This is a genomic window from Legionella clemsonensis, from assembly GCF_002240035.1.
GTDB classification, from domain to species: domain Bacteria; phylum Pseudomonadota; class Gammaproteobacteria; order Legionellales; family Legionellaceae; genus Tatlockia; species Tatlockia clemsonensis.
This window is the reverse complement of record NZ_CP016397.1, coordinates 354,200-373,623: the sequence shown is the minus strand read 5'-3', so window position 1 is coordinate 373,623 and position 19,424 is coordinate 354,200. Positions and strand designations below refer to the sequence as shown.

The window sequence follows — 19,424 nt, the reverse complement described above, 5'->3', positions numbered from 1 at the left end:
ACGCAAGCGAGCAATGAAACCAACTTTTGAGAGAATTGGTCAAGTTAATGAAGATCGGTGTTAAAAGGGAAGGAGTGAAATTAAGATGTTGTAGGCGTGAGTAGGTATTTTTCTTAGATGAACTGAATCTAGATCCCTATCTACATAACGACCAATTTTGCTTTTATCCACCCGCTTTAGGATCTGCGTTAATTTCTTGCTTTAGCTCTGCGATTATTGTCTGAGCTTTTCGATTACCAAAGAATGTATGTGTCACTTCACCTACTATTTTCTTAATCTGCTCACTTTCTTTTTTGAAATTAGAACGATACTTGCTGGCTTCTTTTAGACCTGCTAACCATAGATCCAGGGAGGGTTGCCCTTTAAAACAAGTATTATAACAAGAATTTACCGTCCATTGCGTACTCCTTCCCCAAAAGCCAGCAGCCTTCCTTTCTTTATTTGGCATAAATGCTGCTGAAGCCACTTCTACCGCTTTATGCGAAAATTGAAAGCCTGGAACTTCCTTCCCAACTAATACCAGAGCCGTCCATAAATAACGCAATTCTTCAGGATTAGGTCCTCGCAACGTCAAAGGGTTTTCTTCACTAGGGGGTTCTACAAATTCTGCCAAAAACTGCGTGGCCACGGCCAATGAGTATTTCACCCGAGCAGCAATAACGGCAGGATCATGATCGTTGCCCTGGGGAAATTTGCTGATTGTGATAGTAATTTGAGGACGATATCCTTTAAGGGATTTATCCAACCGACTATCCAAACTTTTCGCACGCTCTTCAATAAAATAACCACATAAGGGGTCATCCGGATTAACTACATGTTCACGAAAATAGCCCTGTTTTACTGCTTCTATTACCCTATAGTGTGAGCTACTCATGTTACCTGATAAGACAGTTGCCTCAGCCTCTGAGTCGGCTTCATAATCATTTTGGAAATGAGCAGCTTTTTCATGCTGCGCAAAATCCTGGTAATCCGTTGCGAAATCTAAAAATTTCAAAACATATTTTTCATCTTGCGCCTTGTGAAGCGTTTTGCGAATACCCTGTCTTAGCAGTGGATTAGAGGCAGCCGGATCACCGTTTAGCAGTTTGTATAAAGGCTCATAAAGATCCAGCTCTTTTTGTATGCGTTGCAAGTACCGAGAGAGTAGAGCGCGACGATCTTCAATATCTTTCCTTTGCGATGAATTTTCAGGGAGCCGCAGCATTTGCTCCGTTGAAGGCAAGCTATGCAATTGATGTTTCAGCTCAATACTTAGCGGTTTTAGATAGTCAACAATTACATTACAACCTTCTGCTAACTTCTCATAATACGGCGCCAACTCATGCGCGTTTTTCTTAAGTGATGCTTGAAAAGCCGGACTGAACCAATGGAGCGGTGAAACCTTAACTAAATAGTCCAACTCCTTTCTGGTTCCACTATCAAGTGTGGCGATTTTATTAAGATTGGTATAAATATTTCTTAATTTTTCCCTATTCTCACCTAAAAGGGTTTTATAGTTATTACCTAATAATTTATTTTTAGTTTCAGAACGTAATTCCTGTAATTCAGCCAATCGATTTTCAGCAGCATCAACAATTAGCTCAAAATCATCCTCATATAAAGCGCGTAGGTACTTTAATTTTAAGCCTGCCTTTGCCAAATCTTCATTACTCTCGGCTTCACTAATAGTAGTTAGTAGCACATCATCAATACTGCTTGAAAGTTGTGCGTTTAAAGCAGTGATTGCTCTTCTTCGAGCTACTTCACGAGGATCCTCCATGGCTCTTAGATCTACTAACTCAGCTTCACGATAATGAACCGCTTCCTCTGCAAGTGCTACTTCTTGACGGCGTTCTTCAAGTTCATTTTCACGCTGGTCAAGTAAACTCTCTCTCGTGTTAAGTTGGTTTGCGCGCTCTTCAAGTTGGTGTTCACGTGCATCAAGTTGACTTTGACGCTCTCTCGTTTCTCGACGTAATTGCTCCATTTCCTCTTGAAGCCGTTTGGATTCCAATCGCATTGCCGCTACTTCTTTTAATGCCTCTTCAGCAATTTTTTCCGCCTCTTTTTGCTTTCTCTCAGCGTCTAATGATTTGCGTTGCTCTTCTTCTAATTGTTTTTTTGTAATATCCCTTTCGTGTTCGTATTCATCTACAATAGTGCTTAAATCCTTCACCTGTTTCTCAAGAACACCATTAGTAGATTTCAATTCCTCTATTTGACGTTGAAGTGAATGTTTTTCCTCCTGATTTTTCTGAAGCTCTTCAGACAAACGTGTTAGTTCCGCTTCTTTCTCTTCACGGTTTTTCGTTTCCTCATCCAGCTTCCTCTGCAGCGCTTCCCGCTCACTTGTGCTAATTTCTTTCGTTTCAGATAACGTTTTCTCCAAACTTGACTTCAAGCTTTCTAAGGCCGCAAATTCTTCCTTAAGCTTCTGATAACTCGTTTCCTTGGCTTCAAGCGCTAACCCTTTGTTCATCAAATCCAATTCTAGGCCCTTGGCTTTTTCCTCGGCCTCATGCAAGGAACGGGTGAACCCTTCAACAGCAGCCTTGTGCTCCTCTTGTGCTTTTTGTAACTTGTCAGTCGCTTCTTGCTTCCCTTCCTCTACTTGACGCCTCAGCTCCTCTTCCTTCCTGCTAAACTCCTCCGTCTGCTCTCTTATGGTCTCGCGGAGTCGCACAGAAGTCTCACTGACCTCTTTTAACTGCTCTGCCGTTTCCGTTAATTGCTTTCTCAGTCTCTGCTGCAAAGAAAGCTCATCGTCAAGCTGCCTTTCTGCTTCCTCACTTCGCTTCTTATATACTTCAACTTGCTCTGCCAAATCTCGAACGTCTTCCTCAAATTTTTTGGCAAGTTCTTGATGCGCTGTCGATAACTCCTCATATTCGGAGTGCAGCTTAATATTTATGTCTTTTAACTCATGAAGCTCTTCAAATAAGCGTGTTAGTTCCGCTTCTTTCCCTTCACGGTTTTTCGTTTCCTCATCCAGCTTCCTCTGCAGCGCTTCCCGCTCACTTGTGCTAATTTCTTTCGTTTCAGATAACGTTTTCTCCAAACTTGACTTCAAGCTTTCTAAGGCCGCAAATTCTTCCTTAAGCTTCTGATAACTCGTTTCCTTGGCTTCAAGCGCTAACCCTTTGTTCATCAAATCCAATTCTAGGCCCTTGGCTTTTTCCTCGGCCTCATGCAAGGAACGGGTGAACCCTTCAACAGCAGCCTTGTGCTCCTCTTGTGCTTTTTGTAACTTGTCAGTCGCTTCTTGCTTCCCTTCCTCTACTTGACGCCTCAGCTCCTCTTCCTTCCTGCTAAACTCCTCCGTCTGCTCTCTTATGGTCTCGCGGAGTCGCACAGAAGTCTCACTGACCTCTTTTAACTGCTCTGCCGTTTCCGTTAATTGCTTTCTCAGTCTCTGCTGCAAAGAAAGCTCATCGTCAAGCTGCCTTTCTGCTTCCTCACTTCGCTTCTTATATACTTCAACTTGCTCTGCCAAATCTCGAACGTCTTCCTCAAATTTTTTGGCAAGTTCTTGATGCGCTGTCGATAACTCCTCATATTCGGAGTGCAGCTTAATATTTATGTCTTTTAACTCATGAAGCTCTTCAAATAAGCGTGTTAGTTCCGCTTCTTTCCCTTCACGGTTTTTCGTTTCCTCATCCAGCTTCCTCTGCAGCGCTTCCCGCTCACTTGTGCTAATTTCTTTCGTTTCAGATAACGTTTTCTCCAAACTTGACTTCAAGCTTTCTAAGGCCGCAAATTCTTCCTTAAGCTTCTGATAACTCGTTTCCTTGGCTTCAAGCGCTAACCCTTTGTTCATCAAATCCAATTCTAGGCCCTTGGCTTTTTCCTCAGCCTCATGCAAGGAACGGGTGAACCCTTCAACAGCAGCCTTGTGCTCCTCTTGTGCTTTTTGTAGCATGTCAGTCGCTTCTTGCTTCCCTTCCTCTACTTGACGCCTCAGCTCCTCTTCCTTCCTGCTAAACTCCTCCGTCTGCTCTCTTATGGTCTCGCGGAGTCGCACAGAAGTCTCACTGACCTCTTTTAACTGCTCTGCCGTTTCCGTTAATTGCTTTCTCAGTCTCTGCTGCAAAGAAAGCTCATCGTCAAGCTGCCTTTCTGCTTCCTCACTTCGCTTCTTATATACTTCAACTTGCTCTGCCAAATCTCGAACGTCTTCCTCAAATTTTTTGGCAAGCTCCTGTTTTTCAGCCAACGCTTCAAACAGCATGTCGAAATCAGTAGTTTGTCGAATGGCCTCGTTAAACACAGCGGAAATTTCCAGCCTGCTGGCCTTGTTGGATTCTATTGGTGTTTTTGAAACCTCTTGATATAAACCCTCATAAAATACGCGAGCACTTTCAGTTTCTTGGGCCGCCTCTTTTAAAGCTTTAAAAAGAATTTGTTTAAACGGTATGGATAAAGCCCTGTTTTGTAAAAGTACTTTAAGCTTGGAAGAGTTTTTAGGCTCTTTTGCTTGCTCAATTAGCCACTCTTTATTAATTAGAAGAGCAACAATTCGCGCTTTCTGCTGTTCTGGCGTGGCTATCGAAAAATCAGTGCAGATTGCATCGAGCAATGTTTCCACTATAACGAAATGCTGATCGCGATTGGTTTGTTTAGATAGAAAATTTTTAAGGGGGTTAACTGGATGAGGATTACTCAACAGCCGAACCAATATATCTGCACTATTTTCAGTATTTTCTTTAATAAAGTGAACGAAACGATCCAGGTATTCAACTTGATCAAGCTCAAGCATGTAATTGAGAATATTTTTTCCCTGCGAATCGAGTTGAGAAAAAACTTGTTGCCACTCGTTGAACTGTACCTCTTGTCCCAGTTCGAGTAATTGGAAAACACCTGCGAAATTCGTTTTCGCTGCAGCAATCAGTAAAGGATTCCCTGGTGCGGATAATAAAAAGTCTTTGGCAAGTTCAGGTTGCTGTTTTAGGGCGGACCAATCAATGGCAGTTAAGTTCGCCTCATTACTTAAGAACAAATGATAGGGTGATAAATTGTCTGGCGGGAAAGCAATCGCCATTATTTGTTCTGTAGTTAGAGGACTTCCTAACTCCAAGCGATTATCAAGAATGGCTTGAAATAAGGTTTTATTTCCAAGTACCGCGCAAAAATGCAGAGCTTTTGCGATTACTTCATCGTAACGATTACCTTTAGGCAATAAACTTAAAAGGGTTTCTAATTGTTTTTTATTGTTATTGCGAATCGCAATGTGAAAACAGTGAGTTGACCACTTAAGATGGGGAGCACTATGAATTTGTTCTTTCCCTGGTCCATATTCAGCTAGCGCCAAATCGAGAACATTATCTACTTCTGCACGCTTTAGGGCTTCTACCAAGCTGTTAAATATCTCGGTTAACCCTTGTTCAGCGGCATAGTGTAACAATCCATCTTCCCGAACCAGACTAACAAAGTCATCGCGCATTTTTGTCGCTTTATCAAACTTATCTTGCAACGCTTTCTGATTTTCTTGGTTAACCTTTTGAGATTTGCGTAACCGTTCAAGCTCAATTGCATGGCGTTCCCGCGTTTCCTGTAATAAAACTTCAGCCTCAAAAACAGCACGCTCACCTTCTTGTTTCGCCGTTTCTAAAGCCTGCGTTAAACGCTTCTCCTCCTCCTCAAATCTCTTAAGCATGGACTTTATTTGTTCATCAAATTCTAAAGATTGAATATCTATCAACTCTTTATGTTTTTCTTGCGAAACTTTTTGAGACTCGCGTAATCGTTCAAGCTCCATTGCATGGCGTTTACGCGTTTCCTGTAATAAAACTTCAGCCTCAAAAACAGCACGCTCACCTTCTTGTTTCGCCGTTTCTAAAGCCTGCGTTAAACGTTCTTCCTCTTCCACAAATTCCTTGCGGGTTTGTTTTATTTTTTCATCAAGTTCTAAAGACTCACGATTTATTTTTTCCAATTGACTTGTAATCGCTGATAATGTCTCTTCCGCACTTTTTTTATCAGCTATTTTATTCACTAAACTCATTAAAATGTCTGTCTGTCCCTGAGCGATCATTTCTTTAAATAAATGACGTGCGGGAGCTTCGCTGCTTATAAACTTGTCATTTAATTCAGCTTCATCCGCAAAAGCCTCCTGCAAAACTTTTATAATATTATCCCTTTGCTCTTTTGATTCAGGGTAGGTAGTTAAGATGTACAAACGGCTAAGGCCACTTTCTTGAACAGGCTGTAGTAATTCATTGGCTAAATTTTTAGAAGGCTTTCCAGAAGAAATTTCATTCAAGACAGTTTGTAAGGTTTCTCTTTTCTGCAATGCTTCCTGATAGTCTTTATCATTTATTTTTTCATAATTTTTTAAACAGCGTTGAGCTGCATTAAATTCTTTTGCCAGGTCTTTTTTGCTAAGCCCATAACCCGATGCAACTGCTCTGTGAACTTTCTGTAAAATTTCATTAACTTCATCAACGATTTGTTGCTCAGGACTATCCTTCGTTTTTTCAGCAGCTAGAGGAGTTAATGCTCGTTTCAACTCTTGAAGGCGTCGGTAAAGATGTAGCGGCTCACCCTCTCGTTGATTCGAAGGAATAAACATAACCGCATTTGGATCATTATAAGCGGTACCATTCTTTAATGAATCGCTATCGAGTTCACTGCCACAAGCAAAAAATTCATTAAATTTTTTGGCGTCAATAATTTTTAGTCCTAATGGGATTTGTCCATCAGGTTCCAAAATGCCAGGAACAATATAATCATTCACCACCCGCCCTTTTACCAAGGCAAAATAGGCTTGACGATTACAAATGCCAAAGGTCATGGCAGTTAATGCCCAATCGTCGAGTGTAGGATCATTCGTTTTAAGAACCGTATTTAATTCTGGATTAAAAACACCAGCCGCTGCAGTTTGTCTTTGTCTCTCACTGCCTAAAACGAGAGGACTAATATAAGGAAGCGTTCCGCTGCGAGCACCGTGCAAAATTTGCAGAGTAGGGTTTATCCCATAGACAACACCAGCGTCATCTGTTTTCTTTACAAAGCGACCACTATTATCAGTGCATACCCCATCCTTACATTGAGGAGTAAGATCTCTGCCAAATAGCTCAGCAAAAACATCGTTTAAGTTCTTTTTGTTTCCTTCATATTTCTGTTCAAAGCCACCCGTGGCCCAATCGATATAACGAACTTCGAAGCTGCCATCGCTGTTGCGTTTGTAAAGAAAATTTTCGGGTTTAATATCATTATGAGCAAATCCAAAATCAGCAGACTTGTTAGCGCCCAAAGTTGCAAATTGCTGTGCTTCACGCACTAAAGCTTGCGATAAAGCTAGCATATCTGCTAGCTCTTGCAGATCAGCTGCCTTACGCTGAGTCGGATCATGGTAAGCAAGTTTATCTTTGGTGTAATAGTTTAAAGCTTCGTTTGCTTTATCAGCAAAGGTCTGTCCTTTAGCACGCCCTGTTAAAATATGATACTGTTGAGGAGTGCTATCTTTGGTGAATAAAGCACCTTTTGATCTTGGTTTATCTGACTCTAGCCAATATTGGGTCTCTCCCACAGAGGTATTATTGGCTTTCGCTGCTGCTGAAAGATTTTTTAAAATATCACTTTCAACACGATAAAAAGGATCATCGCGAGCCGTAATTGGGCGGGTTCGCAAATCATTACGACTTTCATCAGAAAAAGTAGGCTCAGTGTCAGGCACATAGCCTTTTTTAATGACCTGGTTTAAACCAGACAACAAACTCTCTACTTCTTTTACAGAACCATATTGCCCCACACCTAACAATCGGGAATGGGTAAAAAGGCGACGTTTCTTTTTTCCTTCGCCAGCATAAGCCTTATCCAATCCAGCAAAAGGTGCAATAGCACCTCGACTGCCACCAAAAGAAAAAATAAATTCACTTTCACCAGGTGGTTTTATAAGTGAGTAAGGCAAACTGTCCACATTTAACTGAATTTTAACTCTATGCTCACCCCCGTCCTTATCAATAATGATAATTTCTTGATTTGGCTGCAAAGCATAAGGAATCTTGAACTGCACCTCATGCATTTTAAGATTAAGCGATGCTAATTCTTTGGCTATTTGTTGAATCGCTTCAAAATAAGCGGTTTCCTCCTCTGGTTTTAAAGCAGGTTGAGCGTTTTGAGTGCGTTCCAGCAATTTGATAGTTTCTTTGGCCATGCCGTAAATATCATTTTGCAGGCGCTCGTAATCAGTGAACCCCAAGGTAGGAGCAATGTTAGTATACTCCTCCAAAAAGAGCTTGGTGAGCTTACGCTCTTTGTCCGTAGTGCAATCTTTTGATGTTAATATTTCATTTAAAGTGTTAAGTTTTTCTTTTCTTTCTTCGGTAAAAAGTGTTTTTGCTTTTTGTAAAATCGGATGCGCATAATTAGGTATATCGTTTTCACTCAAAGAAGCCAACGTTTGATAGGCCTGTTCAACGGCAGATTCCAGATTGTTAATTTTAACAGCTTCTACAAATTGATTGCTTGCTATTTTTTTGAGTGCTTCGGATACTTCAGATCCGGTGGTCACACCTTGAATTGGTGCTATAAACCGTAGCTCTAATAATTTCCGTAATAAAATTTCTTCGCTATTACCTAAAGATAAGTCACTTATTTTTTTAACTTCTTCTCTATTAAAAGTATCTTCTAGATTCTTTAATTGTTTTTTATACGAATCTCTTAATTCCTTTTTATAGGACTCTCGCAGAGCCACGTCTTTTATTGTGTTAAACTGCTTATCAAAGACCACCTCAAAGTATTGATCTAAAGACTGCTCTATTTCTGATAAGGTTCTACCCTTCAAGGTTAAATCTTGTATCGCAGGTATTTCATGTTTGAAGCGGTGCAATTTTTTTAAATCATCTACTAGAGGCTCGGAGTTACTTCCCAGTCCTTTAGCTTCTAAAATAGACTGAGTCACTTCATTACTACTTAAAGAAGAATGGTAAAAATCAACCTGTATCAAACCATTTTTAACTGTGAGAGTAGGGGTAAAAAATTTTTCAAATGCAGCATGTACCGCCTTTTGCATATTTAAACGGTCTTCCCCTTTTACCAGTCTTAGATCACCTATCGGAAAAAGTGCTTTTGAGTCTCTCGTCGGTTTTCTTTTGACTTTAATTTCATCAATAACGGCAACCAATTTTTTTTCTGCTAAAGAGAAGTTAGCAGGCAATGTCTGCGGTTTGTTAAATATTTGTTTTAGTGAATGCTGTTGAACTAAGGCGGAAAACTCATCATCAGAAACACCGCTTTTGGTAAACAATTCAATATCACGAATATTTCTACCCCAGAATAAATCGCGTGCTAGATTACTTTGTACTCTTTCGACATACTCTCTTCTGTCTGATTGGCCAAAGCGCAACTTATGAAGTACGGCCTTTTTAACTTTAAATGCCTCAATTTTAGCGTCATTATTCCAGCTATCTTCCGGCAAGATACCCAATTTACGCTCAACATCAAGAAGTAGTTCACTAATATTGCTTCCATGCGAATCTTTATACTCGCTTAAATTATCAATTACATTAGAATCTTCGACATTGGGTAACTTAGCGCCTAACAAAAGAAGAAATTCTTTGTATTGCGTATAGGAAGAGAATGATTTTTCAACGGTTATCCTTTCGCAACCACTACGAATAATTTCAAAGATACCCATAAAAATAAGTTTCTGTGCCTGGGTGCGCAGCAGATGGCTCTTTGATTCATCTTTATAGAGGTTAAATGCCTGGCTTATCATCTCGCGAATATCTTCGAGAGATAGCGTTTGCAACTGTACTTCTTGCTCTTTTTGTTCAAGCTTAAAGAGAATTTCTGTGTATAAACGCGTTTGTAATCTCTTAATTGCCACAGGGGCATCGGACAAGGTATCCGCCAAATGCCTGATATTACGGAAATTTGCTGCAAAATTTTGAATAAACGAGTCATCAATGTTAACTTCCGCATTTAAATCAAAGGGAGGATTTTTAGCCTCCTCTTGCAATAGGCTAAGTTGAAACTCAATTCGTGCCACAGCAGCCGCCTGTTTCTCTTTATAGGCTTGCAGTTGCTTATTTCCTAGTACATTTCTATAGGTTTGAAGCTGCTCATTTTCTAATATTTGCTCATCCACTTTTTCAGGCAGGCGAGCCAATCTGTCTTTAATTACTTGAAGTTCTTGTTGTAACTCTTTGTAGGCAAATGATAAAAGCGCTTGTTTAAGGAGTTGAGCGGAGGATTCAGAAAAGTTAATAGCGCTGATTCCAGCGATAAATTTTTTACAATAAGCCATCAATGAATTTCTTTTATTTCTGCAGATAAAATAATCATAGCGCCTAAATATTAAGATACAATTAAGATAAGAAATTTTTTCAGTCAAACTAATGAATTAACATTCGCAATTGTTAAATAGTGCACCAGAATCTATCGAGGAATTTTTGTGCCGGGCAAAAAATTGGAGGCGCGTCTTTGCGAGCGTAAGCGAAGCAATCTAGTGCTACCTTTTAACACAATTTGTCCTGAATTGCTTCACTTCGTTCGCAACGACGACATAAAAACTTAGTCCAGTGCAAACTAAGTTTCGATCTGTTTGTGATAATGTGCCAAGGCGGCGGCAATAACTGCTGCTTTATGATGGGGTAAAGATTTATTTGAATAGCGTAACCATTCGGGATGTGCTTCTATTAAACCGGTGGTGAGCATGCCTTCTTGGAATTCTTTGGATTTTAACATCTCTAAATAAAAGGGAATAGTTGTTTTCACCCCAAATACCCTCATTTCTTCCAGAGCCCGTCGGGCGCGGCGTAATACAGAAGGCCAGTCAAGGCTCCAAACCGTCAGTTTAGCGCAAAGGGAATCATAATCGGGTGGAATGGTATAGCCTGTATAAATTGCACTGTCGGTACGAACACCTGGTCCACCGGGAGCATAATAGCGTGTAATACGTCCAAAACTGGGCAGAAAATCATTTTGTGGGTCTTCCGCATTGATTCGAAACTCAATCGCATAGCCTCGCCGGGTAATTTTATCCTGGGTCAGTGTTAATTTTTCCCCAGCGGCAATACGAATTTGCTCTTGCACCAGATCAATCCCTGTAATCTGCTCAGTAACGGGATGTTCAACTTGCAGGCGGGTATTCATTTCCAGAAAATACGCTTGGTTTTGCTCATCTAAAATAAATTCCACCGTGCCCGCATTGGTATAACCCACAGCGACTGCAGCCTTGATAGCATAATCATACAAACGGTTTCGAGTTTCATCATTGAGTTGCACGGATGGGGCAATCTCGACAAGTTTTTGATGACGGCGCTGTATGGAACAGTCCCGCTCGAATAAATGCAACACGCTACCGTGATTATCTGCAAGAATCTGCACTTCGATATGACGAGGATTTGCAATGAATTTTTCCATAAAAACATGAGCATTACCAAAGGCTTTGCTCGCTTCGGATTGTACACGCACGTATTGATGCCTGATTTGTTCCGCGTCGTGGCAAAGACGAATACCACGCCCGCCTCCCCCAAATGTGGCTTTAAGCATTACCGGATAACCCAGTTTTTCCGCACAATTGACCGCCTCGTCAATTGTTTCCAGATTCTCATTACTGCCTGGTATAACAGGAATGCCTGCATGTTGCATTGCTTTTCTTGCCGCAATTTTCGATCCCATGGTAGCAATAACGGAAGCTGAAGGACCAATAAATACAATCCCGGCCTTTTCACAAGCAGCAGCAAAGTCGGGGTTTTCTGATAAAAAACCATAACCAGGATGAATGGCCTCGCAGCCGGCGGCCTTCGCACATTCAATAATACGATGGCCATTCAAATAAGCTTCTAAGGGTTTCTTACTGAGACAGTGCGAATGCGAGCCGCGTTTAACGTGTAAGGCATATCGGTCTGCGACACTATGAATAGTCACCGCTTCAACTCCCATCTCTTTACAGGCTCGCACAATACGAAGTGCAATTTCCCCACGGTTACTCACCAGAATTTTTTTAAACATCCATGCCTCTTATTATTAACGTCAATTGCCGGTTTTAGTCATTTGCACCCAGTTCGTGATATTTACAAATATTTGCAGAAACCCAAATTTAAGGTGCAGTATTTTAAAGAAAGACCTAAATCGTTCGTTAAGTCAACCGTCAGGATTATGGCTATAATTAACCTACATAAGAATTATAGTCTAGCCGCTTGAATACAATGGTCGGAGGCTGGTTATTTAATGAGCTTAATAAACAGTAAAAAAACCGCCTTATTCCAAGGAAGGAAAAGTTCGAAAACTTTGCCATCTACTAAAATTTTAGCTGATCGAGTGCATTTACTTTACGAGCAAAATCCTTTTGGTATTACAGCCCAGTGTGGCGCTGCAACCTTTCTTACTATTGCTATTTGGCCTGTCGTTAATCACCAATTACTCCTTGGCTGGTTTATCTATATGCTTGTAATCAGTGCTATTTGGTTTGGCATAGCAATGTCTTATAAACTCCAAAAGAAATTATATAACCCCAAAACCTGGTTAAAGTGGTTTTCAGCCTTTACTTTTCTTTCGGGGTGTGGCTGGGGCTTTGCAAGCTCTATTTTAATGCCCACAGAAAATCTTATTTATCAAAGCTTTGTGGTCATACTTATTTTTGGTCTCACAGCAGGATCCATTTCCTTTTTTTCACCCGTTGTTTCAACTTACGCTCTCTATCTTTTTCCAGCCTTTATTCCTTTTACTATCTGGTTATTTTGGCAAGGCGATATCTACATTCTTCTGGGATTTTGTGGGTTAATTTATATGCCTGCTGTGGTTATTAGTTGTTATTATTCCAATAAAATTTTACTCAATTTTCTTTCTTTACATTATAAAAATATTGATCTGGACACCCTCAATCAACTATTGGAGCGTCGTGTTGCTAAACGCACGCGAGATCTGGAGAAATCACTGGCCATTACTAAATCAACATTGGAATCAACAACAGACGGGTTACTTGTTATTGATTTGAAAGGTCGAATTGAATATTACAATCAAAATCTTATAAGTATGTGGAAAATACCAGAAAAATTTACCCCTAAAACCGATCTTTTTATTGTGATTGATGAACTCTTAAGTCAACTTAAATTTCCGCAAGATTTTTTGAAAAGAATCGATGAATTACGCGCTAATCCTGAACAGGAAACTGATTATGAACTCCTGTTAAATACTGAAAATATATTTGAATGGCATTCGAAACCTCATCAACTAAGACATACTACGGTAGGCTTTGTATGGAGCTTTCGCGATGTGACCATGCGTAAACAGATGGAAAAACAACTGGCTTATCAAGCCACTCATGATCTTTTAACTGGCTTACCTAATCGCACCTTACTCTACGATAGAATTCATCAAGCGATTGCTTATGCCAAACGCTATAATAATCAGTTGGCCCTATTCTTTCTTGATATTGATAACTTTAAATTAATTAATGACAACCTGGGACATAATTCTGGTGATATTTTGTTACAAAAAATTGCAAGAAGACTCACCTTGTTTCTGCGCCAAAGCGACACTGTTTCCCGTTTTGGTGGGGATGAATTTGTCATTTTATTTATTCTTAATGAAAATGATAATGTGACGCAACTTTCACAAAAGCTTCTCACTAAACTGACTAAACCTTTACAACTTCTTAATCACGAAATTGTAATCACTGCAAGTATAGGAGCCAGTCTTTTTCCCAATCATGGCAAAGACCCTGCAACGCTGCTCAAACATGCCGACATGGCCATGTATCTGGCAAAAAAAGAAAGAAATAATTTTAAACTTTTTGACGAAAAACTGAATGAAAGCACGCAAAGAAGTCTTGAAATGCAAATAGATATGCGAAATGGATTAATAGCCAAGGAATTTTTTCTGGAATATCAACCTACCATTGATTTAACAACAGGTGAAATTATTGGAGTAGAAGCCTTGGTGCGTTGGAATCATCCAACAAAAGGGATTATTCAACCACTGGACTTTATTCCAATTGCAGAGTCATCAAAACTTATCATTCCCTTAGGTGAGTGGATTTTTACCAATGCCTGTCTACAAAATAAAGCGTGGCAAGAACAAGGACTTAAACCATTACGTCTGGCTGTTAATGTCTCTGGGGTACAGCTTGTTAGAGATAACTTTGTGGGCTTTGTAAAAGAAACATTAAAACAATCTCAGCTTGATCCCCAATACATTGAAATAGAATTAACTGAAAGTATTATTATGGATGATAAGAAACAAAATTTGCACAAACTAAATCAACTTAAAGAACTGGGAGTTAGCTTGACCGTTGATGATTTCGGTACTGGTTATTCCAGTTTAAATTATTTAAAGGCATTCCCCGTCAGTAAGCTGAAAATTGATCAATCTTTTACACAAGAGTGCACTAAAAACCATAATGATGCCTCAATTATAGAAGCTATTATCGCGATGGGACATAGCCTTAAACTACGGGTTCTTGCTGAGGGTATTGAAACCTTTGAGCAGCTACAGTTTTTAAAAAGCTGTCATTGCGACGAAGGTCAAGGCTTTTTTTACAGGCATCCTATGTCCCCAGAAGCCTTTGCGCAATTACTGGAAAAGAATGAAAGGTTTTGTTTTGAGCAGCGATAGTCACCATTTCGTCACTCGTAAGATTGCTTCTTGTGCCAGAGTAAGGCGCTTTTCAATCTCCCCCACTTCGGCGTGCAAATTAAGTTGGTTCGCCTCATTAATTTGCTCCAAACGACTCTTTAGCGCCTGCCGTTGCTTTGATAACGATGCAATTTCCTTTTCCAACGCCTCTACATAGTGCTGACGCGTGGTAATCATGTTTAAATAATAGTTGTCTGGTGGCGGTAATGGATTGACTTTCAAACGGCATAATGCCACCAGGACATTAATTTTTTGCTGGATTCTTTGCGCCAGATAGCAACCGCTATGCCCATTTTGATAGTTGGTCAGACTATTAATATCCTGCTTTATTTCATTAATAAAAGCGGCAGGACTGGCTTCTTCTGATAAACGAAATAATCCTTTAGGTAAAGTTTTGGTTGAAATCATATGCCCCAGGTCCCTCATTTGCCATTCCAACTCAGGCAAACGAGCCTCTAGTTCTTCAAGCGATAACCCGACAGTCATATTAATTATACAGCAGCGGCATCAGATTTTATTGCAGTATTGGCACGCGCTTGAAACCAGGTACTGATAAAAGGCGGTAGACACATAAATATTAGTCCTGCTACCAGAGTTAGTTCATAACGGCTCACGGAACCTACATTAATACCCTCCGGAGGCATAAAGCTCACTACCAAGGTGGTTAAACAACCTACTATACCAACGCCTCCTACCAAGCCCATGCCAACTATCCCTCCAGGGATACGAAAGGCTCGAGGGTGGGAAGGAGCGCTAATGCGTAATTTAAAGGCAGCAAAAAACATCAGTAAGTACATCAGCATATAAAGCTGCGCTGCCAACGCAGTCAATAACCAATAAGAGCCATTAACGGAAGGCATAAAGAGGAATAAAGCAGAAAGAATAGTCACAATCACAGCTTGTAAAACCAACATAACAATAGGAGCGCCATTACGATTTGCTGTTTGAAACAAGGCAGGCAAATTTCCGTCTTCTGCGGCTACTAACAAGCCTTTGGTTGGAGCAATAATCCAGTTGCTGACACCGCCTAATCCCCCCATAACCAACATCACGGCTACCACAGGCATAAACCAACTTAAATGATACCTTGCAAAAAAAGCATCAAACGCTTGCATAATACCTGCGACGAGATTAATTTCATGTTGAGGTAAAACCACAGCAATAGCTAGTGACCCTAAAATTAAGGTACCAAGAATAATAAGCACTGAATAAATTAACGCACGAGGAAAGGCTTGTTGTGGATTTTGTACATCGTTGGCATGTACTGTCGCAATTTCAATACCGCAAAAAGACATCATAATCGCAGTTAGAGAAACCCACATCGATCTATCCTGCCAGTGGGGACTGATACTATGTGAATCAAATTGTACTTGCAAAGGGTTACCCCCCACTATCCACAGTGCACCCAAACCAATAATAAGAGCCATGGGTAACAATAGGCCGGAAAGAGCGCAAACGTTGCTAAATAAGGCAGATGAACGCATACCTTTTAGATTTATCAGCGTTGCCCCCCAAAATGAGCTGACAATAACCAACCACAGAAAATAAGGATTACTAGCCATTGCCGGATTGATTAAATAACCAATCGTGCCGGCTACAAATGATAAAATAGTGGGATACCAGATGACGTTTTCAATCCATTGTAGCCATATTGCCAGGAACCCAGTTTTCTTGCCAAAAGCTTCCTTGACCCAGATGTAAATTCCGCCTTGTTTCGCCCATCCAGAGGCCAGTTCTGCGGAAACTAACGCAGTAGGAATTAAAAAAAATAGGGCGCCCAGGATGAAAAAAGAAATCAGCTGACTTCCAAATAAAGCGGTTGCTGGCAAATTGCGAATACTATCAACTGAACCAACAGTAATCATGGTCAAACTGAAAACGGTTAACACGTGTTTTTTACTGCTCATTGCATTCCTTCTCTGCTGTTCCAAACTACTGGCAAAAGGTCATTGTAACGTGGACAAGCTTAAGATAACCTTAATAATCGTGTAAAAACTAAACAAAAATAGCCTTACTCTACGCCACCTTGATGAATTTGTAAATTAGTGAATCCTTTTAAAGGAAATATTTCTTTATTGTGGTGCATAAAATAGCGTGGCTTTATTTAGCTAATCAAGCCATTCTTTAGAGGCGATTACAATTTCTCCACACACCTTAAGTCTACGCCAGGCGATTTTAGAAATTCATAACCCCTGCAACAAAGTGAAAATAACAATTAAAAAATTGCGGTTTTTCGCATCCTCATTTTAGGAACATAATTATACCGTAAAAACTGGCCAGCTGTTCAAAATTGCATCATAATAAGATCGTCTTGCAATCGATAGAGAACTTGATAGGATAAATCTAATGCACTCAGAGGAGGCTACATGAATCGGCCTAGAGCATTCATCCTGTCTATTGGACTAGCAGTTTTTCTTTTGTCTCATCTCAGTCATTCTCAGTCCAGAGACCCTCACGTATGTCACAATGCAACCACCATTTACACGAATGCAACATTTATTACCTTGAATCCCAAGCAGCCTAAGGCCTCTGCCGTCGCTGTTGGAAGACAACGATTATTAGCTGTCGGTGACGAAGCGACTTTAATGCAGGCTTGTCGTGGTAAAGACACACGGGTTATTGATTTAAAAGGCGCCTTTGTTGTCCCAGGCTTTATCGATACTTATTCAAAATTTCTTCTTTATGGCTGGCTCTCTAAAAACGCTCTTGATGTATCAACCACCAATGCTTTGCAACAACCTGATTGGCAGGAAATTAAAAGCCTCGACAGGTTTTTAAATACCTTAAAGCAAATCTCTAACACCAATGGATGGAGTATTGTAAATGGCTATGATCCGCTACACATAAAAGGTGAATTGTTAAATCAACCGATGTTAAATAATTTGCAGCCGACTGTTCCTACGCTTGTTCTATACGCGTCAGGCAATCAAGCATTGGTTAATCAAGCAGCAGTGCAAAAGATTGCTGGTTTTCCTAACAGCAAGGATATTATTATCGATAAAAACGGATTTATTCGCGATATTTCCTTAGCAAACCTGTTTGGTACTCTTATCAGTAAAGAGGAGGTTAGCAAGGCCATACAACAGGCTGCACGGCAGTATAGCCGACAAGGTTATACCACTGCGACAGAAGCCATGTTTAATCCTGCCTGGATTCCAGAGTATGAGCAATTAACTTCGTCTCCCAATTTTCCTCTTGATGTAATTGTGTTGCCCTCCACGATTACTGAAAAAAAACGCATGGACTTAATTTACCAGGATCTTCTGCGTCTATATGTTGGCCCGGTACTGTTTAAAGTGGATGGTAGCGCCCAAGACGGAGCCGCATTTCTCACTACTCCCTTGCTGCAAACAAATCGCCCCCACTCAAGCAATAAATGGCCTGATGCCCTTAAACAATCTCCCAGGAAGTTAGAGCAATTTCTTGAGACAGCCGATAAAGAAAACATACCGGTAGCATTGGAATGTAATGGTGATGCTGCCATTGATTTGGCTTTAAATCTGATTAATAAGGTGCAAAATACACAAAGTAAAACGCCATTAAATGCTATTATTATCAATGCTCTTTTTGTACGCAATGATCAATTGCAGCGCCTGCAACAACTAAAGGTGAAAGTTAGTTGGTTTGTACCACACTTTTATTACTGGGGACCTGCTTTTTGCAGTTTCTTTAAGGATTGGCAGGGTAATTATCAAACTAATCCTTTAGCAAGTGCACAAAAAATTATGACTAGTCTAAGTGCTCACCCCAATTCCCCTGCTGCACCTCCTGTTCCTTTGCAATTGCTAGCACTAATAAATTCAGGCAAGTTGCAAAATGGGTTATCAGTAAATGAAAAATGTTTAGCAATAAAACCCGCCAAGGCATCATTGGATGTTACAGAAGCCCTGAAGGCATTAACACTGAATGCTGCCCTGTTATATGGGCTTGAGAACGATAAAGGTTCGCTCGTTCCTGGTAAATTAGCAGACATGACCTTGCTAAGTGCAGATCCTTTAAGAACGGATATACAGACTATTCGGGTATTAGGGACAATTTCCAGAGGAACCTTATATTTTAATCATCCATAAAGAAATAGAGCTATCCCATAGGCTACGAGATAGCTTTTTAAAGGGACGTCTTTTTAAGAACAAGGCACAGCAGCGATGTTATTGGAATTCTCATGCTTCTCGAGTGCAATAATATTTTTAATTTCTCGCTCGATAATTTTGCTCAATTCAGCATTTTTTCTCGTAGCATGCCATTGAATAGGAGACTCTTTAGTTGCTTTAGCCTGTGAGTCATAAACTTGAATGTACGTTTTGAGGGCTTCAAGGCATCTTTTTTGTTTATCCAAAGGCACCTCACTTAAACCGTCTATCTTAAACAAATCAAGAATAACATTTCCCAACGCACTGTTGTTCTTTACACTAGCTTCATCATCACCATAACTTTTGGTAATTTTCATAAGATCCAGCAGCATTGCTCCAGACAAGGCTTCTTTCAGAAAGGGAGCAACTACCAATGCATAATCCTGATCTTTGAATGAAACATCAACCTGGCTATAAGTAGCCCTATTATTACTGATATGTTGTGCCAGCGTTTGTATAAACTGTATGTCATTAATTCTATCAGAATTGTGGGTTGCAGGACGAATACTTCCCAGGAAACGGTTAAGATCTTTTTCCTTTCTTTTTTCCGTGTAGGCAATTGTCAATTGATTAGCGGCTTTTAATAAATCTGACATCGGGGGGATTCGGAATGGCATATTTTTCTCCAGTTAATAATTTCCTTATATCTAACCTCAAAAAACTATTAGGCCTAAAAAATTAAAGATTATTAGCTCAGTACCTCCTAAAAATTTTTAAGTAATAAGAAGGCTT

The 19,424-nt window shown here is 40.2% G+C and carries 7 protein-coding genes; 2 read left to right on the top strand and 5 right to left on the bottom strand.

The features are described from left to right. Positions 1-163: 163 nt before the first annotated feature. A complete protein-coding gene (locus clem_RS01565; protein ID WP_094090005.1) occupies positions 164-10,228 on the bottom strand; it encodes a hypothetical protein in 10,065 nt (3,354 codons plus the stop codon). A 281-nt stretch (positions 10,229-10,509) separates the two neighbouring features. Further along, on the bottom strand, positions 10,510-11,937 hold the full coding sequence (locus tag clem_RS01560; RefSeq protein WP_094090004.1) for an acetyl-CoA carboxylase biotin carboxylase subunit: 1,428 nt from the start codon (positions 11,935-11,937) through the stop codon (positions 10,510-10,512). A gap of 279 nt (positions 11,938-12,216) precedes the next feature. Here clem_RS01560 and clem_RS01555 point away from each other — a divergent pair, with 279 nt between their 5' ends. After that, positions 12,217-14,541 (top strand): putative bifunctional diguanylate cyclase/phosphodiesterase, encoded by a 2,325-nt coding sequence (locus tag clem_RS01555; RefSeq protein WP_232505522.1) that lies wholly within the window; start codon positions 12,217-12,219, stop codon positions 14,539-14,541. Here the strand turns inward: clem_RS01555 and clem_RS01550 are convergent, their stop codons facing one another. Continuing rightward, a complete protein-coding gene (locus tag clem_RS01550; RefSeq protein WP_094090003.1) occupies positions 14,542-15,048 on the bottom strand; it encodes a hypothetical protein in 507 nt (168 codons plus the stop codon). Between the two features lie 5 nt (positions 15,049-15,053). Then, entirely contained in the window at positions 15,054-16,469 is a 1,416-nt protein-coding gene (locus clem_RS01545; RefSeq protein ID WP_094090002.1) for an APC family permease, read from the bottom strand. A gap of 459 nt (positions 16,470-16,928) precedes the next feature. On the opposite strand from clem_RS01545, the gene clem_RS01540 reads away from it, so the two are divergent. Next, positions 16,929-18,632 carry an amidohydrolase gene (locus tag clem_RS01540; protein ID WP_094090001.1) on the top strand — a complete coding sequence of 568 codons (1,704 nt, stop codon included), beginning with the start codon at positions 16,929-16,931 and terminating at the stop codon, positions 18,630-18,632. 53 nt (positions 18,633-18,685) lie between these two features. On the opposite strand, the gene clem_RS01535 is transcribed toward clem_RS01540, so the two are convergent. Next, complete coding sequence (locus tag clem_RS01535) at positions 18,686-19,309, bottom strand: hypothetical protein (protein WP_157698143.1); 624 nt, start codon at positions 19,307-19,309, stop codon at positions 18,686-18,688. Positions 19,310-19,424: the final 115 nt, after the last annotated feature.

Coding starts and splice junctions, on each gene's coding strand:
- clem_RS01565 (WP_094090005.1), bottom strand. CDS start 10,228: ATGGCTTATTGTAAAAAATTTATCGCTGGAATCAGCGCTATTAACTTT.
- clem_RS01560 (WP_094090004.1), bottom strand. CDS start 11,937: ATGTTTAAAAAAATTCTGGTGAGTAACCGTGGGGAAATTGCACTTCGT.
- clem_RS01550 (WP_094090003.1), bottom strand. CDS start 15,048: ATGACTGTCGGGTTATCGCTTGAAGAACTAGAGGCTCGTTTGCCTGAG.
- clem_RS01545 (WP_094090002.1), bottom strand. CDS start 16,469: ATGAGCAGTAAAAAACACGTGTTAACCGTTTTCAGTTTGACCATGATT.
- clem_RS01540 (WP_094090001.1), top strand. CDS start 16,929: ATGAATCGGCCTAGAGCATTCATCCTGTCTATTGGACTAGCAGTTTTT.
- clem_RS01535 (WP_157698143.1), bottom strand. CDS start 19,309: ATGCCATTCCGAATCCCCCCGATGTCAGATTTATTAAAAGCCGCTAAT.